The organism is Imbroritus primus (genome assembly GCF_964332355.1).
GTDB classification, from domain to species: Bacteria; Pseudomonadota; Gammaproteobacteria; order Burkholderiales; family Burkholderiaceae; genus Imbroritus; species Imbroritus primus.
Window position 1 is genome coordinate 1,989,801 of record NZ_OZ201293.1, and the last position, 26,154, is coordinate 2,015,954.

The window sequence follows — 26,154 nt, forward strand, 5'->3', positions numbered from 1 at the left end:
ACCTCAGAGCCGCGCCTTCAATGCCTCGACGAGCGCTTCCGCCGCGGGCGACAATTGGGCATTCCAGCGCCGGATCAGCGAAATCGGATGGGTATAGCCGGCATCCGGCAACTTGCGCGTCTGCAATCCAAGCTCGTTGGCGAACCCGACGATATACCCCGGCTGCACCGTCACACCCAGGCCAGCCTTGACGAGGCCGAGCGCCGTCAGCACGGTGCCAGACTGCAAATTGGAAACGTAGCCGAGGCCTTTCTGCTGGTACACGCCGTCGACCGTGCGACGCACGCCAAAATCGGTATGCAGCGAGACGTGGGGATACGGTGCCAGCTGCTCCCATGTCACGCGGCGCTTGCCGGCCAGAGGATGGTCTGCACTAAACACTGCATGCATATGCTCGTTGTACAGCGGCTCGACCTGCAGGCTCGGATGCGACTGGGTCAGCGACACCAGGCCGAAATCGGCCTTGCCATTGACGACATGCTCGATCGTCGCGTCGGTGGAACGTTCATGAAGTTCGATGCGCAGGCCGGGATGGCGACTGTGCAGCGCACGCACCGGCTCGATCAGCAAGCCGTGCATCATCATCGGCGAGGCAGCCACGCTGATTTCGCCCACATCCAGGCTGGCGAGGCCGCGCAGGGTTCGCTCGGCAACCTCCATGGTGCCGAGGATTTCGCATGCGTAGCCGTACAGGTGATGCCCCCACAGCGTCGGCTCCACCTTGCGCGTCGAACGCTCGAACAGGCGGCTGCCGACCTTGGTTTCCATCTCCTGGCACAACTTGCTGACGGCCGACTGGGTCATGTGCATGGCCTGTGCAGCCACACTGAAGCTGCGCAGTTCGTACACGGCCCGAAAAACCCGGAATTCGCGGATGGTGAGGTTCATGCCGCCAATGATAGCGGGTGTGCCGCCTCCCGGCAGGCGGCACGTACGACTCATTTTTTCTTCTTGCGGTCGAAGAAGTGCTGCATGTAGTCCTGCGGTTCGCTGGTTTCATAGCTCGCGCCGAACATCGCGATGCTTTCCTTGAGACCACGCTCGATGTTGGGATCCTCCCAGGCACGCAGCAGCGCCTTCTGGGCACGTACGCCACGCGGACCGCATTCGAGGATCTCGCTCACGGTATGGGCAATTGCTGCATCGATCGCATCTGGCTCTACCACCTCGTTCAGGAAGCCCCAGCGCATCGCCTTGTCGGCATCGATGGCGGCGCCCGTGAGCAGGAACCAGCGCGTATTGCCCTCGCCGATCAGGCGCGGCAGCAGGTTGGCATGGATCACCGAGGGAATGCCGATACGCACTTCAGGCATAGCGAAATGCGAGGCCGTAGTACCGACGCGGATGTCGCACGCGGCGGCAAACTCCAGTCCACCGCCCATGCACCAGCCGGCCAGCCGCGCGATGGTCGGCACGGGGAAATCGCGGATCGCCTCGCACAGGCCGCCAAGACGCGTGATGAAATCCACCGCGGTTTCCGGATTCAGCTTGGCGAGTTCGTAGATATCGGCGCCGCCGATGAAGGCCTTGTCACCGGATCCGCGTACAACCAGCGCACGCACGCGCTCGTCACGTGCCAGGGCGCGTAGCGCGCGCGTCAGCTCGACTACGGTGGGCGTGTTCAGGATGTTGAGCGACGTACCGTTGTCGATCTGCAGCGTAGCGACGCCACGATCGTCAATCGTCAGGGTTGCATGTTCGAGTTGCATGACCAGGATTCCTATCAAGTCGATTCAGGGAATGTGCCGACCGCATGCGGGCCGAGGATTGGCGACGGCGCGACCTCGGCGGCGTGTGCCGACGGGGCGCGGAAGCGGGGTGCGACGCGTCGCAAGGTATGGCCGTGCTGTTGCGTGGCAGTATCGAAAAAGCCGATGGCCTGCAGTTGCGGATCATCGAGCAGGTCTTCGACGCGGTTGACCGGGCAGCACGGAATGTCAGCCGCTTCCAGCAATGCCAGCCACGCCGCGCTGGTACGCGTGACCAGCAGTTCGGACAGATAGCCGTAGATCACGTCATAGTTGTCGGCGCGTGCGGCCGCCGTCTGGAAACGCGGATCGGCCTCGAACACGTCCATCGCGTCGATGGCAGCAAAGAAGCTGCGCCAGTGCTTGTCGTTGTACACCACCACCGCGATGTAGCCATCCTGCGTGCGGTACGGCTTGCGGTGCGGGGTGATCAGGCGGCTATAGCACATCGGGCCGGCAGGCGGCTCGAAAGTGGCGCCGCCGAGATGATCGGCCAGCACGAAAGCGGCCAGCGTCTCGAACATCGACACCTGCACGTAATCGCCCTGCCCCGTCGCCTGGCGGCGATACAGCGCGGCCAGCGTGGCGTGCGCAGCCGTCAGGCCGGTGACGCGGTCCGCCACCAGCGTAGGCACATAGCTCGGTGCGCCGCCGGTCTGGCGTGCGAACAGTTCGGCAAGGCCGGTCTGTGCCTGGATGATGTCGTCGAATGCCGCGCGTCCGGCATATGGACCATCCTCGGCGTACCCGCTCAGCTCCACGTACACCACCGACGGGTGCAACGCGCGAATGGCCGGCTCGTCGAGCCCCAGGCGGCGCATTGCCTGCGGCCGGATGTTGTGGATGAACACATCGAATGCCGGCAGCATGCGCAGCAAGTGGTCACGGTCCGCAGGCTGCTTGAGGTCGAGCACCAGAGATTGCTTGCCCTCGTTCGCATGCAGGAACATGGCGCCCATGCGGGGCTCGGTTTTGGCGCCGGCATGGCGCATCACGTCGCCTTCCGGCGCTTCGATCTTCACGACCTCCGCGCCATAGTCGGCCAGCAGCTGCGTGCACGCCGGCCCCATGATGACCGAACTCAGGTCCAGGACCCGGACCCCGGCCAACGGCCGGGCGGCGGATGCGGCAGATGCGGTCATTGCTTCTCGACGCCTGCCTTGGCGGCACGCGCTTCCCAGATGCCGCGCTGGGCGACCGTGAAGGCGGCGTGTTCCTTGACGCTGTTCGGCGCGGCCACCATGCCCATGCGCGTCAGTTTGTCGACGACGGCCGGGCGCTGCAGCACGGCGTTGATTTCCTTGTTCCAGCGCTCGACGATGGCGGGCGGGGTGCCGGCCGGCGCCGCGAGACCAACCCACACCACCAGATCGAATTCCTTCAAGCCGACTTCAGCCATGGTCGGCACGCCCGGCAGTTCGGCCAGGCGCTTGGGGCTGGCCACGGCCAGGCCATTGAGGCGCTTGCCCTGCAGGAACGACGTCACCACCGAGGCATCGGCCAGCAGATAGTCGATCTGGCTGCCCATCAGGTCGGTGACGGCCGGCGGCTGGCTCTTGTAGGGGATGCCGTCGGACGGCACGTCAGCGACGGCACTGAAGGTCGCGCCGGCGATCTGCGCCGAACCGCTGCCATAGCCATAACGCAGCGGCGATTTCTTGGCCTGCGCGGACATTTCCTTGATGGTCTTGAACGGCGCATCCGGGCGGCTCACCAGCACCATCGGGATCGTCACGATACGCGAGACGTGCACGAAATCCTTGATCGGGTCGTAGCCAGGACTCTTGAACAGCGCGCCGATACCCGAGTGCGTCGAACTGCTGGTCAGCAGCAGCGTATAGCCGTCGGCTGCGGAACGTGCCGCGGCCTGCACACCGATGATGCCGTTCGCGCCAGCGCGGTTGTCCACCACGATCACGCCCAGCTTGTCGCGCAACTCGTCGCTCAGCACACGGGCGATGGTGTCGGAAGCACTACCTGCGCCGAACGGCACGATGATCTTGACGGGCTTGTCGGGATACGTGCCGGCTTGTGCAAAGACGGGCTGGGACAGGGCCGCGACGGCGGCAAGGGTAGCAACGAGGACATGCTTGAGTTTCACGATTGTCTCCTGAAATGGATGCAGCCATGCTAGCGGCCCCCTCTGATCACAACAAACGAATAATTCTCATGCATTTATGCATTTATGGAATAAATAAGCCATTCCATTGGCGCTAGAATGTGCGCTTTCGAACCTGGGAATCACCATGGCACGCAATATCGAGATCAAGGCCCGCATCGTTTCTGTCGAGGCCCTGCGTCCGCTTGCGGCCGCAGTGGCCGATCGCGGGCCCGAGTCCATCGACCAGGACGATACCTTTTTCGCCTGCCCCCAGGGCCGGCTCAAGCTTCGGGTATTCGCGAACGGCATGGGAGAACTGATTTTCTATCAGCGCGACGACACTGCCGGGCCCAAGGCATCGTTCTACCTGCGGACGCCCGTACCGGATCCCGATGGGCTCCGGGAAACCCTGGCCCATGCCTATGGCGTAACGGGCCGTGTCAGGAAGCAGCGCATCCTGTTCCTGGCCGGGCGCACGCGCATCCATCTCGACCGCGTCGCGCACCTTGGTGATTTCGCCGAGCTGGAAGTGGTACTGTCCGATGAGGAGGACACCGCCTCCGGCATCGCGGAAGCGCACGCACTGATGCACCGCCTCGGCATTGCCGAAGATGCGTTGATCGAAACGGCCTATGTCGACCTGCTCGCCGGCTTGACCGCCCCGACAGACGCCTAGGCGTCCTGAGTCACCCGGATAGGCCGGGGAAAGCGTGCCGGTTATACTCGACCGCATCCAATGCCATATTCCCGAGACAACGCGAAGGCCCGCCTTCGCCAGACACCAGCAGGCCGGCATGCCGATGACACAGACCACGACCCGCGCGCTTTCCATGCCGCCGACTGGCGGCCCATCCACTGACGACGCCACTGCGCCCGCCACCCTGCCCATCACGCCCATTCCGGCCCCGCTGCTCGCCCCGGGCACGGATGGCACGCATGCCACGGCTACGGCATCCGAGCGTAGCCTGAGCATCCTGCGTGCTGTCGCGGCAGCCGGCCGTGCCGTCTCGCTGGCCGAGCTGTCGACCACGCTCGACCTGCCCAAGGCAACTGTCCACCGCATCGGCGGGGCGCTCATGGAATCCGGATTCCTCGCGCGCGACCTCGACGAACGCAGCTTCGCCGTCGGCCCGGCCTTGCGCGCGCTGGCGCTCGATACCCTGAACCACGACAGCACGCGCGGCCTGCGGCACGAGGTATTGACGGCCCTGGTCGCGCAGATCGGCGAAACCTGCAACTTCACGACGCTCGACCGTGCCTCCGTCCTCTATCTGGACCGTGTGGAAGCGCCGTGGCCATGGCGGCTGACCCTCGAGGTCGGCACGCACGTGCCCCTGCATTGCACGGCCAGCGGCAAGCTATTCCTGGCCCTGATGCCGGCAGCCGAGCGCGAGGCCATGCTGGCGCAACTGCCGCTGACCCGCCTGACGCATGCCACACGGGTGACGGCGGAGGCCTTGCGGGCGGAGTGCGAACGCATCGTTCAAACAGGCTACTCCATCGATGAGGAAGAGTTTGTGCAAGGTCTGACTGCAATCGCAGTCCCGGTACTCGACACGCACGGCCGCGTGCGCGCGGCACTCGCAACCCATGCGCCGTCAAGCCGCATGGACCGCGAAAGCGCAATTGCGAAGCTCCCCGCCCTGCGGCAAGCCGCCGAGAGCATGCGCAGCCTGCTCTGACGTTCGCACGGACCACACATGCTGCCGACGACGGGTGATGCCACTGCGTAGCGTCGCCCCCCTCTCCTGACGCTGCCTGGCGCATTCCGTTCCACACCAGACGCTAGCCACACACTCCGCTGCCTTTCCCAGCCAGCATCCGCGCTGATCCTACCCCTCCGAACCTCGAACCTCGAACCTCGAACCTCGAACCTCGAACCTCGGACTTTGCGTCCTTGCGTCCCTGCGTCCTTGCGTCCCTGCGTCCCTGCGTCCCTGCGTCCCTGCGTCCCTGCGTCCCTGCGTCCCTGCGTCCCTGCGTCCCTGCGTCCCTGCGTCAACATCGTGTCGGATTCACCGCTTCTTTTCGGCCCATTTTTTTAGCAAAGACAAGCCACCTTTTCCATCAAATCTCCGAGACAACATATCCCACAATTCGAGACAATCATTCAACTCATTCGAATATCACGACAGATTCGACACAAACCAAGGGAAAACCCTGTTTCCGGACCATTGCGTTCCGCTTACCCATCTTCTAGCATTGTTTATGGAACGAATCGTTCCATGATGATTTGATGTGTGTCATCCAGCATGCATCAAACCGTGGTGATTTTGCCGCCTCACCAGGCGGCATCTTTTTCTTGCCCGGCAGCGGTGGCGTGGCTATTCAAGACAACAACCGCCGATCGACGACGCCTTCTGCCTGAGCCGATCCATCAGAGGAGACACACTCATGAAAACCACCCTGCTCCGCCGCAGTGCGCTGCTGGCCTTGTTTGCCTGCCTGCCGCACAGTGCCGCGCAGGCCAACGAATGGCCCACGCAACAACCCATCAAGCTTATCGTTCCCTGGGCGCCGGGCGGTGTCGCCGATTTTCTGGGCCGCCTGGTTGGCCATTCGCTGACACAGGAACTCGGCCAGCAGGTCATCGTCGAGAACAAGCCGGGTGCCGGCACCAACATCGGCTCGGACCAGGTCGCCAAGGCCAAGCCCGACGGCTATACCCTGCTGATGGCGAGCAGCAACAACGCTGTGAACATGAGCCTGTTCCCCAAGATGTCGTATGACACAGTCAAGGATTTCAGCCCGATTACGCTGGTCGGCTACACGCCGATGGTGCTGCTTGCGCAGCCCTCGCGCGTCAGCGCCGGCAATCTGCGCGAGTTCATCGACCAGGCCAGGTCGAAGCCCGGCAAGCTGGTCTATGCCTCGGCCGGCAACGGCAGCCCCTCGCATCTCGCCGCCGCGGCCTTCGAGCAAAGCGCCAAGGTGAAATTCACCCACGTACCGTACAAGGGTGCAGCACCGGCCGTGAACGACCTGCTGGGCGGCCATGTGGACATCCTGTTTACCAATGTGCCGGCCTCCATCGGCCATATCCAGTCAGGCAAGCTAAAGGCCTACGCCATCACCGGCACCAAGCGCACCCCCGCCCTGCCCAACCTGCCGACCTTTGCGGAAGCCGGCCTGCCGGACTATGACGCCACGGGCTGGTACGGCATTGTCGCGCCGCGCAATACGCCGCCGCAGATCGTCGAGCGCCTGCACAAGGCCATCGACAAGGCCATGGCCGATCCGGCCTTCCAGGCGCAGGCCAAGAAACAGGGCGTGGAACTGGCGCCGGCCATGACGCCGCGCGCCTTCTCCGAGCGCATCCAGAAAGATATTGAACAGTACCGGACGCTGATCCGCGAAACCGGCATCACAGCGGAATAAGTCACTGCACGAGGTCAACCCATGAAGTCGCGTCCCAACATCATCCTGATCATGGCGGATCAGCTCAATGCGAGCTTTCTTTCCATGTACGGCAACCGCATCGCGCAAACCCCGCACCTGCAGGCCCTGGCGGACCAGGGAACGGTATTCAGCAACGCCTACTGCAACTATCCGATCTGCGCGCCGTCGCGCTATTCGATGCTGTCGGGCCGCATGCCGCATTCGATCGCTGCGTATGACAACGCCAGCGAGTTTCCCGCGTCGATCCCGACCATCAACCACTACCTGCGCGAACTCGGCTACCACACGGCGCTGAGCGGCAAGATGCATTTCGTGGGTCCTGACCAGTTGCACGGCTATGAAGACCGCCTCGTCACCGACATCTATCCGGCGGATTTTGCCTGGGTGCCCGACTGGACCCAGGGGCCGCGCAACGCCCCCACGGGGATCAGCATGCGCGCCGTGATCGAAGCCGGCCCGTGCATCCGCAGCCTGCAGATCGACTACGACGACGAAACCGAGTACCACGCCCAGCAAAAACTCTTCGACCTCGCCCGTGGCGACCGCTCGAAGCCATTCTTTCTCACGGTATCGTTCTCGCATCCGCATTCGCCCTACACCGCTCCCGAGGAATACTGGAATCGCTACCGCCACGAGGATATCGACGCGCCGCGCGTCGGGCCGCTGCCGCTCGAGCAGCTCGACAAGCATAGCGAGTGGCTGTACTACTCGCATGGCCGCGACCGTTTCGATGTGCGCCCGGAGCATGTGCAGAATGCCCGCCACTCGTACTACGGCATGATCAGCTATGTGGACGACAAGATCGGCCGCCTGATGGACACCCTGCGCCGCACCGGGCTGGCCGACGATACGCTGATCGTGTTCACCAGCGACCACGGCGAGATGATGGGCGAGCGTGGCATGTGGTTCAAGCAGTGCTTCTTCGAAGGCGCGGTGCGCGTGCCGCTGATCGTGGCCGGCGCAGGCTGGACGCATCGCGGCGAGGTCACCGAACTGGCCTCACTGCTCGACCTGGTGCCGACGCTGCTTGATGCGGCCACCGATGGCAATCCGCCTGAACTGTGCCAGCCGGTGGACGGCACCAGCCTGCGGCAGATCGCCAGCGATCCGGGTAGTGCACGGGATCGGTATGTGGTGTCCGAGTACAGCGACATGGGTGTTTGCGCGCCCTGCCGGATGGTCAGGCACGGCCCGTTCAAGTACATCTACACGCATGGCTATGCCGCGCAGTTGTACGACCTCTCGACCGACCCCGACGAACTGCACAACCTCGCCGGCCGGGCCGAACATGCCGCGACCGAAGCGCGCCTGGCGCAGGAGGCAACGCGAGCCTGGGATCCGCAAGCGCTGGAAACATTGATCCTGACCAGCCAGCGCGAACGCAAGCTGATCTATACGGTGACCTCACGCTCGAAGAACAACTGGTCGTGGATGAGCCGGCCCGATGACGACCGGCGCTATGTGCGCTCGGGCGGCGATGCCGAGGGTACGATCGCCACCAAGGGGCGGGCCCGCTTGCCGTTTGTGCCGCCTGCCGAGCCGGTTCATGCCGGCGTGCCGGATGCCGAGCTGATTCCGCCCGAGCGGCGCAGGCCGCCCCGGCCCCGGTAGCATACGGCCGGATCCTCACCGCTGCGGCAGCCGTACGCTGCAGCGGTATTCTCGGGCACGTCTTTGCGGTACTTCGCTACAGCAGCCACTCTACCGGCAGCTTGCCAACCACCCACACCGCCACGCGCTTCCACCAGCTGGCGCCTGGCTCCTTCCCGTAAGCGACCGGCACGGCATCGTCGAGATGCTGACGATGCTCCAGCCATTGCAGATGGCCGTCGGGATCGCGCCGCACCTCGTACGACAACACCGGCACCCTTATATCGAAAGCCGTTCGCATGCCTTGCGCCAGGGCCGGACTGTCGATCAGGAAGCCCATTTCAGTATTGAGATTGGCCGAGCGCGGGTCGAAGTTGAACGAGCCGACAAATATCCGCTCGCCATCGACTGCGAATGTCTTGGCATGCAGGCTGGATGCTGAACTACCTGTCATGCTTTTCAGGCCATGCACGGGCGTGGGTCTGTCACGCTTCATCTCGAACAGGCGGATACCGGCCTGCAGCAGGGCCTTGCGGTACTTTGCGTAACCGGCATGGACCGCCACGACATCGGTCGCCTCGAGCGCATTGGTCAGTACGCTCACCTGGACACCACGTCCGGCCATCGCGGCCAGCGCTGCCACGCCATCCGCAGTCGGCACGAAGTACGGCGTCACCAGTTGCACTTCATGCGACGCACCGCCCAGCACCACAGCCAGCCGCTGTGCGACATGCGCTTCCGGGGGCGCCCGTCCCAGCCCTTTCGCCGGATCGTCGCTGACCATCTGCACGCGGGCCCATTCAAATGGCAATTCGCGCCGTAACAGGCGTTGCACGAACGGCGCATGCGATAACGCGGCGACATAGCCATGCGCCGCCGGATTGCGCTCCGCCACCGCGGCGCGGGCCGCAAGGATGGCCGGATCCGCTACGCTCGCTGCCGGCAGCAGCATATCGGCGGGATACGATGACGCACTGCTCCAGTAGCGCTCGAAATCGTCCGCAACGGCCCCGACTACCGGACCAACGGCCAGGACATCCAGATCGACGAAGCCTATGCTCTTGCTGGCACTGAAGTATTCGTCGCCGACATTGCGACCGCCGATGATGGTTGCCTGGCGGTCGGCTGTCAGGGACTTGTTATGCATGCGCCGATTGAGGCGCGCGAAATCTGTCAGATAGCCAAGCACGCGCCAGCGGCGATTGACAAACGGATTGAACAGCCGCACCTCGACGTTCGGATGCCCATCCAGTGCCGCCAGCGCGCTATCCAGCCCCGCGGTGTTGTTATCGTCCAGCAGCAGGCGCACATGCACGCCCCGCTCCGCCGCGCGATGCAACGCTTCCGCCAGCAATGTGCCGGAGAGGTCGTTACGCCAGATGTAGTACTGCACGTCGAGCGTGCGTTCGGCAGCATCGGCCAGCAGCGCGCGTGCGGCAAACGCGTCGAGTCCGTCATGCAGAGGAAAGATGCCGGATCGACCAGGATGCTGGCGAGTCAGCGGAGCAATCGCCTGCGCCAGCCGCGTTGACACGGTATCGACGGTGGCGGCAGGTTGCACGGACGATGGCGGAGCCGCCGGCAGCCGTTGCATATGTGCCAGCCATAGCCATGCCACTGCGCCGGCGACCAGCAGCAATGCTCCTGTCAGCAGCACGCGCATGACCTGATGTCCGACGTCGTCACAGTGTGTTGTCGTCAGAACATGTCTGGCCGCATGGCGTCGACTGCTTCGCCTCCCGACAGGATGGCATCGCGCAGCGCGGGCACTTGGGTCAGAATGTGCTCGGCAAAGAAATGCGCTGTGATGATCTTGGCATCATGGAAATGCGGATCCGTCTCGCGCAGCGCGGCAGAAGCCAATAGCGCGCGCGCGAGCTGCCAACCGGAAAATACGATACCGCACAGCTTGAGATATGGCACGCTACCCGCAAACACTGCATTTGGATGCGACTTGATCTCACCCACCACGAAGTTGACGACCTGCTCGAACGCTTCGCGCCCGGCCTGCAAGCGCTGCCGCATGGCACGGCTGGCCGGTGTGTCGAGCTGTGCCAGTTCAGTCTCGGTCACAGCAATCTGTGCGGCAATGGCATGCGCGGTTGCGCCGCCATCACGTACGGTCTTGCGGCCGATCAGGTCGTTCGCCTGGATGGCCGTCGTGCCTTCGTAGATCGGTAGTATCCGGGCATCGCGTAGATACTGGGCCGCACCGGTCTCCTCGATGAAACCCATGCCGCCGTGCACCTGGATGCCGAGGCTGGCAACCTCCACCGACATTTCGGTACTCCATCCCTTGACGACCGGCACCATGAATTCATAGAAGGCCGCCTGACGCGCACGTTCCCCCGAATCCGCGTGAGCATGGGCACGGTCGTGCGCAGCGGCTGCAACATAGGCCAGCGCGCGCGCACCTTCGGTCATGGCCCGCATTGCCAGCAGCATGCGCTTGACGTCCGGATGATGCACGATGGTGACCGAGTCCTTGGTCGAGCCATCCACCGGCCGGCTCTGCACGCGTTCACGGGCATAGGCCAGGGCATGCTGCGTCGCACGGTCGGCCACGGCAACGCCTTGCATGCCAACGGCAAAGCGCGCGGCGTTCATCATGATGAACATGTATTCGAGGCCACGCCCCTCCTCGCCAATCATCGTGCCGATGGCACCGCCGTGGTCGCCATACTGCAAGACCGCCGTAGGACTCGCCTTGATCCCCAGCTTGTGTTCGATCGATACGCAGTGGACATCGTTGCGTGCGCCGAGCGAACCATCGTCGTTGACCAGGAACTTGGGCACGATGAACAGCGAAATACCCTTCACGCCTTCCGGTGCGCCCGGCGTGCGGGCAAGCACCAGATGCACGATGTTCTCGGCGAGATCGTGCTCGCCGTAGGTGATGAAAATCTTGGTACCGAAGAGCTTGTATGTACCGTCGGCCTGCGGCTCGGCGCGCGTGCGCACGAGGGCGAGATCGGAACCGGCTTGCGGCTCGGTGAGATTCATGGTGCCCGTCCAGGCACCAGACAACAGATGTGGCACGAAACGCTGCTTCTGGGCTTCCGAGCCCGCCGTCAACAGCGCCTCGATCACGCCGTCGGTGAGCAGCGGGCACAGCGCAAAAGACAGGCTGGCGGCGTTGAGCATTTCCGTGCAGGCAGTGGCGATCAGCTTGGGCAGGCCTTGCCCGCCATACGCCTGTGGATGCACCACGCCCTGCCAGCCGCCTTCCGTGAACTGCCGGAACGCGTCCCGAAACCCTGGCGTCGTAGTGACGTTACCGTGGTGCCAGTGGCTGGGCTCGCGATCGCCGATGACATTCAGCGGCGCCACCACATCCTGGTTGAAGCGGGCAGCCTCCTCGAGCACGGCCTGCGCGGTATCGCGCGTCGCCTCCTCGAAGCCCGGCAGCTGCGAAAGGCCCTGCAGGTCAGCCAGGTGGTCCATGATGAACAGCATGTCCTTGAGCGGGGCGGTGTACGTCATGTCAGTCTCCAACATGTCAAAAGCCGCCCGGGTCTCCCCGGGCGGCTTTTATCTGGTTGCCGTCAGCCTGCCGCGGCAAGGCTGGTAGGGATCAGCCCAATTCTGCCACCAGTTCCGGCACGACGGTATTGAGGTCTCCTACTAATCCGTAGTCGGCCACACTGAAGATCGGCGCTTCGGGATCTTTGTTGATGGCCACGATGACCTTCGAATCCTTCATGCCTGCCAGGTGCTGGATGGCACCGGAGATACCGACGGCGATATACAGCTGTGGCGCGACGATCTTGCCGGTCTGCCCGACCTGGTAGTCGTTCGGCACGAAGCCTGCATCGACAGCCGCGCGCGAGGCGCCCATGGCAGCGTTGAGCTTGTCCGCCAGCGGGGTCAGCACCTTGGTGTAGTTTTCGCCCGAACCCACGCCACGGCCACCGGAAACGATGACCTTGGCAGCGGTGAGTTCCGGACGATCGCTCTTCGTCAGTTCGCGCGAAACGAACTGCGAGACACCGGCATCGGCCGCGGCTGCGATCTTCTCGACCGCAGCCGAACCGCCAGTCGCGGCAGCCGCGTCGAAGGCCGTTCCGCGCACGGTGATGACCTTGACGGCGTCCGACGATTGCACGGTGGCAATGGCATTGCCGGCGTAGATTGGGCGCTCGAAGGTATCGGGCGCATCAACCTTGGAGATCTCCGAGATCTGCGCGACGTCGAGCTTGGCGGCCACGCGCGGCAGGATATTCTTGCCGTAGGCAGTGGCAGGCGCGAGGATGTGGCTGTAACCACCGGCAACTGCCAGGACCTGCGCGGCGACGTTCTCGGCGAGGCCATCGGCAAAATACGGAGCATCGGCCACAAGGACCTTGGTGACGCCGGCGATCTGGGCAGCAGCCTGCGCGGCAGCGTCGCAGCCCGAACCGGCCACGAGTACGTGTACCTCGCCGCCGCACTGGGCAGCAGCCGTCACAGTATTCAGTGTTGCAGCCTTCAGGGCCTGATTGTCGTGTTCAGCAATAACAAGTGCAGTCATGTTCGGTCTCCGCTCAGATCACTTTGGCTTCGTTGCGCAGTTTTTCCACCAGCGTCTTCACGTCCGGCACCATCACGCCAGCCGTACGCTTCGGCGGTTCGGCAACCTTGAGCGTCTTGAGGCGCGGCGCGACGTCCACGCCGAGGTCTTCCGGCTTGAAGGTATCGAGCTGCTTCTTCTTGGCCTTCATGATGTTCGGCAGCGTCACGTAGCGCGGCTCGTTCAGGCGCAGGTCGGTCGTCACGACAGCGGGCAGTGTGATCGACACGGTTTCGAGACCGCCATCCACTTCACGCGTGACGCTGGCCTTGCCGTCGGCCACCACGACTTTCGATGCGAAGGTCGCCTGGGGCAGGTCGGCGAGCGCGGCCAGCATCTGGCCGGTCTGGTTGGCGTCGTCGTCGATGGCCTGCTTGCCAAGGATCACCAGTTGCGGCTGTTCCTTGTCGACCAGGGCCTTGAGCACCTTGGCCACGGCCAGCGGTTGCGTTTCTTCGCCAGTTTCCACCAGGATGCCCCGGTCCGCGCCAATGGCCATGGCGGTACGCAGCGTTTCCTGGCATTGCGTCGGGCCGACGGACACGGCAATGACTTCGGTCACGACGCCAGCTTCCTTGAGGCGCACGGCCTCTTCGACGGCGATTTCGTCAAACGGGTTCATGCTCATCTTGACGTTGGCGATATCCACGCCAGTGCCGTCGGATTTCACGCGGACCTTGACGTTGTAATCGACGACGCGCTTGACTGCGACCAGTACTTTCATGCGCTCACTCCACTGTTTTGAAATGCGAAACTCTTTTGAAGCGCGCTCAGCCTTCTTTGCCTCGCCACAAACGGCCAGGCAAAAGCGCCACACACTTCATGCCGCAGCCATTATACGCATCTTGCGGCAATGCAGCATCATTTTACGAACGATCGTTCTATTTACGGATAGCCTACACCTGATGAACGATCGAGAGAACGGCCAGGAGATGGCCGGCGGCCTCACCCGATGCATCCGACCTTTCCGACCGGAGGGCTGGTCCAAGCTTAGCACGCGACTCGGCGAGGGGCGCTGGAGCAAGTCCTCGAATCGGCGCGATGGGCACGACCGGGAACGACGGTGCGCACGCCGTTCAGCCTTCGGCGAGCACCCTCAGATGGGCAGCGACGGAGCGGCCCAGGGCGCTCAGGTTGTAGCCGCCTTCGAGACAGCTCACGATACGCCCGTGGGCACATTCGCGGGCGATCTCGAGCAACCGGGCCGTGATCCACGCGTAGTCCGCCTCGACCAGGCCTAGCAGGCCCATATCGTCTTCGCGATGCGCATCGAAGCCGGCGGAGATGAACACCATCTCCGGCGCAAAGGTCCGCAGCTTCGGCAGCCACACAGTCTCGACGATCTCGCGAACCTGCTCGCCCTTCGTATAGGCGGGCACGGGCGTATTGAGGATGTTGGGGGCCTCGCAATCGGCCCCGCTGTAAGGATAGAACGGATGCTGGAAAATCCCGCACATCAGGACGCGGGGATCGTCACGGAATGCCGCCTCGGTGCCATTGCCGTGATGCACGTCGAAATCGATCACGGCGACGCGCGCCAGTCCGTGATGCTCCAGGGCGTGACGCGCCGCAATAGCGACGTTGTTGTAGAAGCAGAACCCCATCGCGCGCGCCGGCTCGGCGTGATGTCCCGGCGGGCGCACGCTGCAGAAGGCGTTGTCCAGCTCACCGGACAGCACCGCATCCGTGGCCGCGATGGCCGCACCGGCCGCATGCCGCGCAGCGTCGAGGGTATGCGGATTCATGATGGTATCGGGGTCGATCATCGCGTAGCCCTGTGCCGGGCTGCGTGCTTCGAGGTCGGCGATGAATGCGAACGTGTGCACGAGGGCCAGTTGCGCATCGGTCGCGCCAGGTGCGCTGCGATGTTCGATAAAGGCATCGACACGGCTGGCGATCAACTGATCTTCGATGGCGCGCAGGCGGTCCGGGCACTCCGGATGGTGTTCGCCCATTTCGTGCTGCAGGAATACCGGGTGGGAATAGAAGCCTGTGGCCATCTCGTCGCGGATGCTGTGTCTCCAGCCGCTACGGTAGCACAGCTGCCGTGACAATAGGCCTCTGCAACGCCCGATATCGCGACGGCCGCGGACCCGCCATGCCTGATATGCCCGATATACCGGCCACGTGCCGACGATGTCATCCATCAGCCGTCGCACCGCTGCATGCGGTCTGATCGATCCGCTATACTGGGCCGTCACTTTTGCGGAACATCATGACCGATCACCTGCACCCCGAACACTCTTCCGTGCCGCGCTCGCTGCGGCGGCCGCTGCTGGGCGCGGCCCTGATGGGAACGGCCCTGTCCCTGCTGGGCATGGCGCCTGCCGTACTGGCCCAGCGACGTGGGCAGGAAGAAGAAATCGTTCCTGGCCGTTATCGCAACAACCCCCAGGTGGAAGCGTTCACAGCCCGCATGACGAGCCAGCATGGCTATGACCGCGCGGCGCTCGATACGCTGTTCGCGGGCACCGTCTATTCGGCCACGGTCGCGCGGCTGATCATGCCGGCAGCCAGTCCCGCGCGCAAGAACTGGGCGGTGTACCGCTCGCGCTTCGTCGAGCCGATCCGCATCAACGCCGGCCGGCGCTTCTGGCAGCAGAACGAGGCCACGCTACGGCGCGCCGAAGCCGAGTATGGCGTACCGGCGGAAGTCATTGTCGGCATCATCGGCGTCGAAACCATCTATGGCCGCGACACCGGCGGCTTCCGCGTCATGGATGCACTAGCGACGCTGGCCTTCGATTATCCGGATACGCCGAACCGCGAAGCGCGCAGCAAGATGTTCCTGGGTCAACTGGAAGACTTTCTGCTGTGGTGCCGCGACAGCCGCATGGATCCTTTCTCGGTACTCGGCTCCTACGCCGGCGCCATCGGCATTCCGCAATTCATGCCGACCAGCATCCGCGCCTATGCAACCGATTTCGACGGCGATGGTCGCATCGACTTGCGCAACAGTCCGACCGATGCAATCGGCAGCGTGGCGCGCTTTCTCCAGATGCATGGCTGGGAACCGGGGCGACCGGTGGTGTGGGATATCGCACAGGATGAAGGCAGCCGCGGCGTGGCTGCCGCCGGCGCAGATGGGGAGCCCTATCCGCAACGCACGCTGGACCAGTTCGTGACGGCCGGGTTACGGCTGGCCGCACCGGTAGATGTGCGAGCCGAAGGCCAGACCAGCGTGCTGGTGGTAGACCTGCCCTCACCGGGCCGCCCGGTGGAGTACAAACTCGGCCTGCGCAACTTCTACGTGCTCACGCGCTATAACCGCAGCTTCTTCTATGCCCAGGCGGTGTACGACCTTGGGCAGGCAGTCAAGGCGACTTCGCCGGTCTGACCGGCCAGGCCGTCAGTACATGGCGCCGCGCGGGCCGGCTGGTGCATCGGAGGGATGGCCCAAAGGCCCGTGGCAAGGAGTGACGCGCGCAGTCATGCACGCGACCTCTAAGCCCATCGGCAGACCATTGCGGCCGTTTGAAGAGCTCCTCAAACGCCCCTTCTATGCAGATCAGACCGGGAATACGCCCGTGGACAGATAACGGTCACCGCGATCGCAGACAATGAAAACGATCGTGGCGTTTTCCACCTGCTCGGCGACCTGCAGCGCGATACACAGGGCGCCGGCAGCCGAGATGCCGCAGAAAATCCCCTCTTCGCGTGCCAGGCGGCGTGCCATGTGCTCGGCGTCGGCCTGGCTGACCAGTTCGATACGGTCGATGGAGCTCGGGTCGTAGATCTTTGGCAGATACTCTTCCGGCCATTTGCGGATGCCTGCAATACGCGAGCCTTCCATGGGCTGCGCGCCAATCACCTGGACAGCGGGATTCTGCTCCTTCAGGTAGCGCGACACGCCGGTAATCGTACCAGTCGTACCCATGGCGGAAACGAAGTGCGTGACCCGCCCTTCTGTCTCGCGCCAGATCTCGGGACCCGTGCCGTGGTAGTGCGCAGCCGGGTTATCCGGGTTAGCAAACTGGTCGAGGATGACACCCTTGCCTTCGCGCTGCATCGTATCGGCCAGATCGCGGGCGTATTCCATGCCGCCCTTGACGGGTGTCAGGATGATCTGCGCACCGTAGGCCGCCATGCTCTGCTGGCGCTCGATGCTGAGATCTTCCGGCATGATGAGCACCATCTTGTAGCCGCGGATGGCGGCCACCATGGCCAGGGCGATACCGGTGTTGCCAGACGTCGCCTCGATCAGCGTATCGCCGGGCTTGATATCGCCGCGCGCCTCGGCTGCCGCGATCATGGACAGCGCCGGCCGGTCCTTGACCGATCCTGCGGGATTATTACCCTCGAGCTTGCCGAGGATGATATTGCCGCGTTCACGCAGATGCGCCCCAGAGATGCGCTGCAGCGCAACGAGCGGGGTATTGCCGATGGTGTCTTCGATGGTCTTGTAAGTCATGGCGATCCGACAGAGTCTGTGATCGCATTGTAATGCAGAGCGGCTGAGCAGGTATGGCACCGCTCAGCCTGCCCGGAGCATGCGCAGCGCCCGGAGAGGCGCTGCGCACGCACGGGACAGCTTACTTCTTGGGCTCGGCCTTGGCTTTTGCCTGTGCCGCGCCCTTCTCGGCACCCTTTTTTGCAGCGGCCGGGGGCGCAACCTTGCCGTACGACAGACCGGCTTCCTCCAGCTTGGTGACCGATTTCGGGCCGATGCCATCAACCCGCGCGGCGAGATCCGCGCCATCCTTGAACGGCCCGCCCTTGGTACGGGCATCGATGATCGCCGCAGCCCGCGCCGGACCGACGCCGCGCACCGTTTCCAGCGCCGCCTGGTCAGCGGTATTGACATCGACCGCCGCCCACGCGCTGGCCAGCGTTGCGCACGAGACTGCCACTGCCACCAGCATTTTCTTCAGCATCACGCTCTCCTCAAGAAGGAATCGCTGCGCGGAAAGCATGCATCGTCGGCAATGACCGGTGCATGGCGCAGCGGACTCATCATAGCCACGCGAGAATGCGGTGATCACAGTCGCAACATAAGTTCACACAGGACAGGAAAGATGTGAGGCATTGCAAGGGCGCGTACCGCCAGCAACGAGATCGCTGCGACTGGAGATGCAGAATTCGGGCTGAGAGCTGGGGACGGAATATCGAAGAATGAAGGTCGATAGCGTAAGGGCTGCATCGACGGTCCAACTACCCGGTCACGGACTGGGATGCGGCCGCGCGCAAACACGCGACGACGCTGCGAGCATGCGCGGGGCGAGCGCCCGGCCGGTCGTACTGTCAGGCCGGCTGGGCCAGCAGCCAGCGCACGTAGCGCGCGACGCCCTCTTCGACGGTCAGGAAACGTTCCGTATACCCCGCCTCGCGCAGCCGGCCCAGGTCGGCCTGCGTGAAGCACTGGTACTTGCCGCGCAGGGCATCGGGAAACTTGATGTACTCGAGCAGTCCTTCCTGCTCCATGTCATGCAGCGACAGGCGCGGCTTGTCCTCGCTCTCGCGCAGCGTGTTGACCACCGTGCTGGCGATGTCATTGAACGGTTGTGCGCGGCCGGAACCGAGATTGAAGATACCCGACTTCTCGGGATGATCCAGGAAGAAAAGATTGACCTTGACCACGTCCTCGACCGACACGAAGTCACGCAGGTGAGCACCGGGTCCGTAGCCACCATATTCGCCGAACAGCCGTACGATGCCATCGGCGCGGAATTGGTTGAAATTGTGGAAGGCCACCGAGGCCATGCGCCCCTTGTGGCCTTCGCGCGGGCCATACACGTTGAAATAGCGGAAACCGACAATCTGCGAATGAGCGTGCGGCAAGGTCTGCCGCACCACCTGGTCGAACAGGAACTTGGAGTAGCCGTAGACATTCAGCGGCCGCTCGAACTCGCGTTCTTCGCGAAAAGTTTCCGAGCCGCCATAGGTCGCCGCCGAGGAGGCGTAGAGAAACTGCGTGCCCTGGTCGAGACAGGCATCCATCAACGTACGCGTATAGCGGTAGTTGTTCTCCATCATGTAGCGGCCATCGGTCTCCATCGTATCGGAGCAGGCGCCCTCATGGAACACCGCGCGCACGCGGCCGAAGTCACCCTTGGCAAAGCGCGCCAGGAACTCGCCCTTGTCGAGGTAGTCAGCGATTTCGCAATCCACCAGGTTCCGGAATTTGTCGGCGCGGGTAAGATTGTCGACGGCGACAATCTGCGTTTCGCCACGGTCGTTGAGACCCTTCACGAGATTGCTGCCGATGAGGCCGGCAGCGCCGGTAACGATGATGGTCATGATGTAAGCATGTAATTGGTAGTGCGCCCCTCGGGCTCCGGGGCATCCCGCATTTTACGCTGCCTCGGCGGAGAACAGTTCGTCGGCGGTCACGACGGCCGTGCCGAGCTTGCCGACCACGATGCCACCAGCACGATTGGCATACTGCACCGCTTCCTTGAGCGGTACCCCGGCGCCGAGCATGGTGGCCAGCGTGGCGATGACGGTATCGCCTGCACCGGAGACATCATAGACTTCACGCGCATGCGCGGAGACGTGCAGGACCTCGCTCTCGGTGTAGAGCGTCATACCCTCTTCCGAGCGCGTCAGCAGGAGCGCCGTGAGCTGCAGGTCGCGGCGCAGGTTCTGCGCACGAATCGTCAGGTCCGCCTCGGTCTTCCAGGTACCGACGACCTGCCGCATCTCGGCACGGTTCGGCGTGATGATGGTGGCACCGCGATAGCGCGCATAGTCATCGCCCTTGGGATCGACCAGCACCGGCACATTGGCGCGGCGCGCCATCTCGATCATGCGCGTGACATGCGTAAGACCGCCTTTGCCGTAGTCGGAAAGCACTACCGTATTGCAGTCGCCAAGCAGCGACTGGTAGCGCTCCAGCACGCTGGCCAGCACCTCGTTGGCCGGCGGCGCCTCGAAGTCGACGCGCAGCAACTGCTGCTGCCGTGCCAGCACGCGCAGCTTGATGATCGTGGCCACGCTCGCGTCGCGCTTGAGATGCGAACGTACATGGCCGGCCTGCAACAGCTTTTCGAGCGTGCTGCCCGGTTCGTCGTCGCCGATCACACCAAGCAGGCTGGCCTGCGCCTTGAGCGCGGCGGCATTGCGCGCCACGTTGGCTGCGCCGCCGAGTCGTTCCTCGCTGCGCTTGACCTGCACCACCGGCACCGGGGCTTCCGGCGAGATGCGGTCGACATCGCCAAACCAGTAGCGGTCGAGCATCACATCGCCCACGACAAGAATGCGGGCTTGATCAGTCTGTTGAGGTGCAAGGGCGCGTGTATTCATGTGACTCCGACAATCGTCTGCCCACCCGGGTATCGGCGCGGACACTGGCGATCGGGAACCGGCGTCACCCGCTAGCACCGCGTGGCCGTACCGCTGCGCCCGATCGCATGATATTCAAATCCCGAATGCCGCATGGCATCCGGCTCGTACAGGTTCCGGCCATCGAAGATCAGCGGCGTCTGCAACTGCCGCTTCATCTCGCCGAAATCCGGACTCTGAAAAGCCTTCCATTCCGTGACGATGGCCAGCGCATGGGCGCCGGCCAGCGCGAGCATCGCATTATCGCAAAAGTGCACGCGCTCCATGGCATCCGGCACATCGGCCAGATCTTGCGCCAGCACCTGCCGCGCCACCTCGAGCGCCACGGGATCGTGCACGCGCACCGCCGCGCCGCGCCGCACCAGATCCCCGATCAAGTCGCGGCTTGGCGCTTCGCGCAGGTCATCGGTATTCGGCTTGAAGGCCAGACCCCAGACGGCAATCGTACACCCGCTGAGGTCCTCGCCCAGCCTGGTGACGATTTTTTTTGCCAGCAGCCGGCGTTGCGTACGGTTCACTTCAACCACGCTCTGCAGTATCCGCATGGGCGTGCCGTGCTCTTCTCCGGTATGGATCAGCGCGCGCACATCCTTGGGAAAGCATGATCCGCCATACCCTGCACCGGCATACAGGAAGCTGTAGCCGATCCGCGGATCAGAGCCGATCCCGAGCCGCACGGATTCGATGTCCGCACCCACGGCGTCGGCGAGATTGGCCATTTCGTTCATGAAGGAGATACGCGTAGCCAGCATGGAATTGGCTGCGTACTTGGTGAATTCGGCCGAGCGCACATCCATGTAGAAGGTACGTTCATGATGCCGATTGAATGGCGCGTAGAGCATGCGCATGACGGACTTGGCATGGCGTCCGAGCATATCGCCTTCGCAGCCCAGGACGATGCGGTCGGGCCGCATGAAGTCATCGACAGCGGCCCCTTCCTTCAGAAACTCGGGGTTGGAGAGTACGGCAAATTCAAGATCTTCCAGGCCGCGTTCAGCAAGCGTGCGGCGGATGGCTTGCCGAACCTTGCCTGCCGTCCCGACGGGGACCGTGGACTTGTTGACGACGACACGAAAGCCGTCCATATGCCGCCCGATATTCTCGGCGGCGGTCAGGACATGCTGCAGATCGGCCCCACCATCCTCGTCCGGTGGCGTATGCACTGCAATGAACTGAACTTCGCCGTGCGCCACGCTGGCAGCCACATCGGTCGAAAAACGCAGGCGGCCGGCCCCGTGATTGCGGACCACCAGATCCGCCAGACCGGGCTCATGGAACGGTACCTGCCCCTCCCGCAACGACGCCACCTTGCGCGCATCGAGGTCGAGACAGAATACATCGTTGCCGACCTCCGCCAGGCAGGCGGCCGTCACCAGCCCCACATAGCCACTTCCGATCACCGTGATTTTCATGCGCGCGCTCCTGTTGAACAACTGGAACTGTCACGCAATACGGCGGCACGGCTGGCCGCGCACGGCTACATGCTGGCGCCCCCGGAGGCCGCCACTTCGGCGCGGCGGGGTGCATACGTTTCCCAGCGGTTGCAGCCCGGACACTGCCAGTAGAACAGCCGCGCCCGAAAACCGCACTCGTGACAAGTATATCGAGCGAGATTACGGGTCCTTTGTTTCAACAAATCGCGCGCCACCACCAAATCTTCACTGGCAACGGCGGCCGCGTCCGGTTGGGACTCAACGGTCGCGGACGCCGCTGTAGCCAGCTCCACTTCAGCTTCGTAGACCTTCGTGAGCGCAGCGAACGAAGGTTGCCGGCGCATCTGCTGGCGCATCTGATCCAGCGCTGCCGGGGTACCCGCCAGTTCGCGCTCGTATTTGTAGGCAACATCGAGCAGTTCGCCGCCGAGCCGGCTGCCGAGCTGCCGACGCAGCCAGCCCAGCCCCCCCTCCGCGTCTCCTGTGGCAACCGAAGCCTGCATCACGCGCTCCGCCACCAGCGGCAGATAGGCTGCATTCTGCTGCTCGATGCTCTTCCAACGCTGCAGCGCCTCGTCGGGCTTGCCCATGCCGGCCGCCACATCGCCGAGCAGGATATTGGCACGCACATTCGCCGGGTTTTCCGCCAGCGCCTGCTGCAGCCATTGCACGGCCTCCTCCGGTTTCTTGGCACCGATGCACTCCTGCGCGAGTTCGCAGCAGAACTGCGCGATCTGCTGCGTCAGTCCGTCGTCAGGACTCGCCTCGCGCAATTCGCGGGCCGCATCGATGGCCTTGCGCCATTCTTTCTCGACCTGATAAAGCTCGAGCAGAACCCGTTTGGCCGGCACCGCATACTCGCCAGCCATCAGCAGCTTCAACGATTCCTCGGCACGATCCAGCATGCCGGCGCGCAGGAAATCTTGCCCCAGTTCGTAGAGTGCATGGTCACGCTCGCTGGCGGGCAGATCCGGACGGTTCACCAGATTCTGGTGCACGCGAATGGCGCGCTCCGTTTCGCCGCGCCGCCGGAACAGGCTGCCCAACGCAAAGTGCAACTCGACCGTTTCCGGATCGAGCCGCGCGACTTCGATAAAAGCGTCAATGGCCTTGTCGGGCTGTTCATTCAGAAGGAAATTCAGGCCCTTGAAGTACGAGCGCGGCAAGGCACCTTGCTCGCTGAGCATCTGGCGCACATCGATACGAGCGGCTGCCCAGCCAAAAGCGAACACCAACGGGATGGCCAGCAGCCACCACAATTCAAAATTCATGGATCAGACCTTAGGGCCAGGAAAATGGAGCGGAGTCGGCTCGGCAACCATCGGCGCCGACGCCGCCGGCGTGGCGGCGGCCGGGACCGGTACCTGTGCCTTGCGCAGCTGGCTGACCTGCATGCGCAGACGCATCAGGCGCGGCAGCAGCGCAAGCAGCCCGGCCAGCATGCCGACAACGAACGTAGCCAGCAAAATAAGAATCAGCGGTGCGTGCCATTGCGCGCCCATGAACAGTTCAAGCGTGACTTCACCGGTATTGCGCAAGGCCAGCAAAAACAACAGGCCGAACAGCGCGAGGCGGATGATCCAGAAGATGATTTTCATGGGCGAAGTCTAGGCGATAAGCAATGCATGAGGGCACGATGAGCGTGCGTGCAAACTGGAGGCCATTGTAACGGATTCGATACCGCACGCCGAGGCGCGCGGAACGCATGGAGGAATTGATGGGCTGGGGCATGGCGGCCTGCCATCACGCCCCTTTTCCTTCGGTGCCCGGCCATTTCAACCATGGTCCAGGGCAAAAAAAAACGCTCCCGAAGGAGCGTTTCAGTGATATGCCGCGGCCATGACGGCCGTGCACACCATATTCATCGTCAGGAACGCATGGCTGCCAGCGGCAGGTCATCGCGACCGCCGGGCGAACCCGGCTCGTCCATTGCACCCGCATCCGTTTCCACGAGGATCGGCGCGACGCTGCGATCCACGCGTTCGCGCAACTCCTTGCCGGCCTTGAAGTGCGGCACCCGTTTTTCGGGCACCAGCACCTGTTCACCGGATTTGGGGTTGCGACCCACGCGCGGCGGACGGCGATTCAGGCCAAAACTCCCGAATCCACGAAACTCGATGCGATGGCCGGAGGCCAGGGCCTCCGACATCGCATCCAGGATCGTATTGACCGCGATGTCCGCATCCCGCAGCAACAGCTGCGGGAAACGCGCGGCAAGCCTTTCCACAAGCTCGGACTTGGTCATGAACGGTCCAACAACTGGCGTCTATTCGCGTCCGTCGACGATTATTGGTTCTGGCCGTCGAGCTTGGCCTTGAGCAGCGCACCGAGGTTGGTGGTGCCGGCAGCGCTGGTATCGGCAGCGAACTTCTGCATCGCTTCCTGGGCATCGCCAGCGTCCTTGGCCTTGACCGACAGGTTGATGCTGCGCGACTTGCGGTCGACGTTCACGATCATGGCAGTCACGGATTCGCCTTCCTTCAGCACGTTGCGGGCATCTTCCACGCGGTCGCTGGAGATTTCCGACGCACGCAGGTAGCCTTCGACGTCATCGGCCAGCTGGATCACGGCGCCCTTGGCATCCACCGACTTCACGGTACCGGTCACGACCGAACCCTTGTCGCTGGTCGACACGTAGTTGTTGAACGGGTCGCCGGACAGCTGCTTGATGCCGAGCGAGATACGTTCCTTCTCCACGTCGATGCCGAGCACCATGGCTTCCACTTCGTCGCCCTTCTTGTACTTGCGCACGGCTTCTTCGCCGGACTCGTTCCAGGACAGGTCGGACAGGTGGACCAGGCCGTCGATGCCGCCAGGCAGACCGATGAACACGCCGAAGTCGGTGATCGACTTGATGGCGCCGGTCAGCTTGTCACCCTTCTTCTGGGTGCGGGCGAAATCGTCCCACGGGTTGGCCTTGCACTGCTTCATGCCGAGGCTGATACGACGCTTGTCTTCGTCGATGTCGAGCACCATGACTTCGACTTCGTCGCCCAGCTGGACAACCTTGGACGGGGCCACGTTCTTGTTGGTCCAATCCATTTCCGAAACGTGCACCAGACCTTCAATGCCGGCTTCGATCTCGACGAATGCGCCGTAGTCGGTCAGGTTCGTCACCTTGCCGAACAGGCGGGTACCTTGCGGGTAGCGGCGCGAGATGCCGACCCACGGATCTTCGCCCAGCTGCTTCACGCCCAGCGAGACGCGGTTCTTTTCCTGGTCGAACTTGAGGATCTTGGCGGTGATTTCCTGGCCGACGGTGAGCACTTCGCTCGGGTGACGCACGCGGCGCCATGCGAGGTCGGTGATGTGCAGCAGGCCGTCGATACCGCCGAGGTCAACGAACGCACCGTAGTCGGTGATGTTCTTGACGATACCGTTGACCACGGCACCTTCCTTCAGCGTTTCCATCAGCTTCTGGCGCTCTTCGCCCAGCGTGGCTTCGACCACGGCGCGGCGCGACAGCACAACGTTGTTGCGCTTGCGGTCGAGCTTGATGACCTTGAATTCGAGGGTCTTGTTTTCGTACGGCGTGGTGTCCTTGATCGGACGCACGTCGACGAGCGAACCCGGGAGGAATGCGCGGATGCCGTTGACCATCACGGTCAGGCCGCCCTTCACCTTGCCGGTGACGGCGCCGGTGATGATCTCGCCGGATTCCAGGGCCTTTTCCAGGTTCAGCCACGAGGCGAGGCGCTTGGCCTTGTCACGCGACAGGATCGTATCGCCATAGCCGTTTTCGAGGGCATCGATGGCGACCGAGACGAAATCTCCCACCTGCACTTCGAGCTCGCCGGTGTCGTTGAGGAATTCCTCGACAGGGACGAAGGCTTCGGATTTCAGGCCAGCGTTGACGACCACGAAGTTATGGTCGATGCGTACCACTTCAGCGGAAATCACTTCGCCGGCCTTCATGTTGGCGCGGGCCAGGGATTCCTCGAACAGGGCGGCGAAAGATTCGTTGGTTTGCAGGTTGGTCATAAGTCAGTTTGACAATCCGCCGGCTCCGGGAGCACCGTGTGTGCGTGGAACAGCGACGGGGTTACAGGTTAT

23 protein-coding genes are annotated in these 26,154 nt (G+C 63.4%); 5 read left to right on the forward strand and 18 right to left on the reverse strand.

The window, feature by feature from the left end; all coding sequences use genetic code 11:
• Window positions 1-3: 3 nt before the first annotated feature.
• Genes ACQ3C8_RS09080 through ACQ3C8_RS09095 form a run of 4 tightly spaced genes read right to left on the reverse strand, consistent with a single transcriptional unit; the run spans window position 4 to window position 3,849 of the window.
• The gene (locus ACQ3C8_RS09080) at window positions 4-942 is read right to left on the reverse strand and encodes a LysR family transcriptional regulator (protein WP_428851350.1); all 939 of its coding nucleotides are present in this window, start codon (window positions 940-942) and stop codon (window positions 4-6) included.
• Window positions 939-1,709 carry an enoyl-CoA hydratase gene (locus ACQ3C8_RS09085; RefSeq protein ID WP_428851351.1) on the reverse strand — a complete coding sequence of 257 codons (771 nt, stop codon included), beginning with the start codon at window positions 1,707-1,709 and terminating at the stop codon, window positions 939-941. The genes ACQ3C8_RS09080 and ACQ3C8_RS09085 overlap by 4 nt, the downstream gene beginning before the upstream one ends.
• Window positions 1,710-1,723: 14 nt before the next feature.
• On the reverse strand, window positions 1,724-2,890 hold the full coding sequence (locus ACQ3C8_RS09090) for a CaiB/BaiF CoA transferase family protein (RefSeq protein ID WP_428851352.1): 1,167 nt from the start codon (window positions 2,888-2,890) through the stop codon (window positions 1,724-1,726).
• The gene (locus tag ACQ3C8_RS09095; RefSeq protein WP_428851353.1) at window positions 2,887-3,849 is read right to left on the reverse strand and encodes a Bug family tripartite tricarboxylate transporter substrate binding protein; all 963 of its coding nucleotides are present in this window, start codon (window positions 3,847-3,849) and stop codon (window positions 2,887-2,889) included. The genes ACQ3C8_RS09090 and ACQ3C8_RS09095 overlap by 4 nt, the downstream gene beginning before the upstream one ends.
• A 145-nt stretch (window positions 3,850-3,994) precedes the next feature.
• On the opposite strand from ACQ3C8_RS09095, the gene ACQ3C8_RS09100 reads away from it, so the two are divergent.
• From ACQ3C8_RS09100 to betC, 4 genes are all read left to right on the forward strand, one after another.
• The gene (locus ACQ3C8_RS09100) at window positions 3,995-4,525 is read left to right on the forward strand and encodes a class IV adenylate cyclase (RefSeq protein WP_428851354.1); all 531 of its coding nucleotides are present in this window, start codon (window positions 3,995-3,997) and stop codon (window positions 4,523-4,525) included.
• A 118-nt stretch (window positions 4,526-4,643) separates the two neighbouring features.
• Entirely contained in the window at window positions 4,644-5,531 is an 888-nt protein-coding gene (locus ACQ3C8_RS09105; RefSeq protein ID WP_428851355.1) for an IclR family transcriptional regulator, read from the forward strand.
• Between the two features lie 712 nt (window positions 5,532-6,243).
• Complete coding sequence (locus ACQ3C8_RS09110; RefSeq protein WP_428851356.1) at window positions 6,244-7,227, forward strand: tripartite tricarboxylate transporter substrate binding protein; 984 nt, start codon at window positions 6,244-6,246, stop codon at window positions 7,225-7,227.
• Between the two features lie 21 nt (window positions 7,228-7,248).
• A complete protein-coding gene (gene betC, locus ACQ3C8_RS09115; protein ID WP_428851357.1) occupies window positions 7,249-8,859 on the forward strand; it encodes a choline-sulfatase in 1,611 nt (536 codons plus the stop codon).
• 76 nt (window positions 8,860-8,935) lie between these two features.
• Here betC and ACQ3C8_RS09120 read toward each other — a convergent pair whose 3' ends face one another.
• From ACQ3C8_RS09120 to ACQ3C8_RS09140, 5 genes are all read right to left on the reverse strand, one after another.
• The gene (locus ACQ3C8_RS09120) at window positions 8,936-10,501 is read right to left on the reverse strand and encodes a phospholipase D family protein (RefSeq protein ID WP_428851358.1); all 1,566 of its coding nucleotides are present in this window, start codon (window positions 10,499-10,501) and stop codon (window positions 8,936-8,938) included.
• 35 nt (window positions 10,502-10,536) lie between these two features.
• Complete coding sequence (locus ACQ3C8_RS09125) at window positions 10,537-12,321, reverse strand: acyl-CoA dehydrogenase (protein WP_428851359.1); 1,785 nt, start codon at window positions 12,319-12,321, stop codon at window positions 10,537-10,539.
• A 91-nt stretch (window positions 12,322-12,412) separates the two neighbouring features.
• Window positions 12,413-13,348, reverse strand: coding sequence for an electron transfer flavoprotein subunit alpha/FixB family protein (locus ACQ3C8_RS09130; RefSeq protein ID WP_428851360.1), 936 nt, complete (start codon window positions 13,346-13,348; stop codon window positions 12,413-12,415).
• Window positions 13,349-13,361: 13 nt separating this feature from the next.
• Window positions 13,362-14,111 carry an electron transfer flavoprotein subunit beta/FixA family protein gene (locus tag ACQ3C8_RS09135; RefSeq protein ID WP_009521840.1) on the reverse strand — a complete coding sequence of 250 codons (750 nt, stop codon included), beginning with the start codon at window positions 14,109-14,111 and terminating at the stop codon, window positions 13,362-13,364.
• A gap of 352 nt (window positions 14,112-14,463) precedes the next feature.
• A complete protein-coding gene (locus tag ACQ3C8_RS09140) occupies window positions 14,464-15,387 on the reverse strand; it encodes a histone deacetylase family protein (RefSeq protein WP_428853056.1) in 924 nt (307 codons plus the stop codon).
• A 215-nt stretch (window positions 15,388-15,602) separates the two neighbouring features.
• Between ACQ3C8_RS09140 and mltB the strand changes: the two genes are divergently transcribed.
• A complete protein-coding gene (mltB, locus tag ACQ3C8_RS09145) occupies window positions 15,603-16,724 on the forward strand; it encodes a lytic murein transglycosylase B (RefSeq protein WP_428851361.1) in 1,122 nt (373 codons plus the stop codon).
• Window positions 16,725-16,895: 171 nt separating this feature from the next.
• Here the strand turns inward: mltB and cysM are convergent, their stop codons facing one another.
• From cysM to rpsA, 9 genes are all read right to left on the reverse strand, one after another.
• Window positions 16,896-17,798 carry a cysteine synthase CysM gene (gene cysM, locus ACQ3C8_RS09150; protein WP_428851362.1) on the reverse strand — a complete coding sequence of 301 codons (903 nt, stop codon included), beginning with the start codon at window positions 17,796-17,798 and terminating at the stop codon, window positions 16,896-16,898.
• Between the two features lie 121 nt (window positions 17,799-17,919).
• A complete protein-coding gene (locus tag ACQ3C8_RS09155; protein WP_009521836.1) occupies window positions 17,920-18,261 on the reverse strand; it encodes a ComEA family DNA-binding protein in 342 nt (113 codons plus the stop codon).
• Between the two features lie 367 nt (window positions 18,262-18,628).
• On the reverse strand, window positions 18,629-19,624 hold the full coding sequence (gene rfaD, locus ACQ3C8_RS09160; RefSeq protein WP_009521835.1) for an ADP-glyceromanno-heptose 6-epimerase: 996 nt from the start codon (window positions 19,622-19,624) through the stop codon (window positions 18,629-18,631).
• Between the two features lie 54 nt (window positions 19,625-19,678).
• Window positions 19,679-20,629 (reverse strand): D-glycero-beta-D-manno-heptose-7-phosphate kinase, encoded by a 951-nt coding sequence (gene rfaE1 / locus ACQ3C8_RS09165; RefSeq protein WP_009521834.1) that lies wholly within the window; start codon window positions 20,627-20,629, stop codon window positions 19,679-19,681.
• Between the two features lie 71 nt (window positions 20,630-20,700).
• Window positions 20,701-22,080 (reverse strand): UDP-glucose dehydrogenase family protein, encoded by a 1,380-nt coding sequence (locus ACQ3C8_RS09170; protein WP_428851363.1) that lies wholly within the window; start codon window positions 22,078-22,080, stop codon window positions 20,701-20,703.
• Between the two features lie 65 nt (window positions 22,081-22,145).
• Window positions 22,146-23,372, reverse strand: a complete 1,227-nt coding sequence (lapB, locus tag ACQ3C8_RS09175) for a lipopolysaccharide assembly protein LapB (protein ID WP_428851364.1) — start codon at window positions 23,370-23,372, stop codon at window positions 22,146-22,148.
• Between the two features lie 3 nt (window positions 23,373-23,375).
• Complete coding sequence (locus tag ACQ3C8_RS09180) at window positions 23,376-23,699, reverse strand: lipopolysaccharide assembly protein LapA domain-containing protein (RefSeq protein ID WP_428851365.1); 324 nt, start codon at window positions 23,697-23,699, stop codon at window positions 23,376-23,378.
• A 269-nt stretch (window positions 23,700-23,968) separates the two neighbouring features.
• Entirely contained in the window at window positions 23,969-24,346 is a 378-nt protein-coding gene (locus ACQ3C8_RS09185) for an integration host factor subunit beta (protein WP_009521831.1), read from the reverse strand.
• 41 nt (window positions 24,347-24,387) lie between these two features.
• Window positions 24,388-26,082, reverse strand: coding sequence for a 30S ribosomal protein S1 (gene rpsA, locus ACQ3C8_RS09190; RefSeq protein WP_428851366.1), 1,695 nt, complete (start codon window positions 26,080-26,082; stop codon window positions 24,388-24,390).
• Window positions 26,083-26,154: the final 72 nt, after the last annotated feature.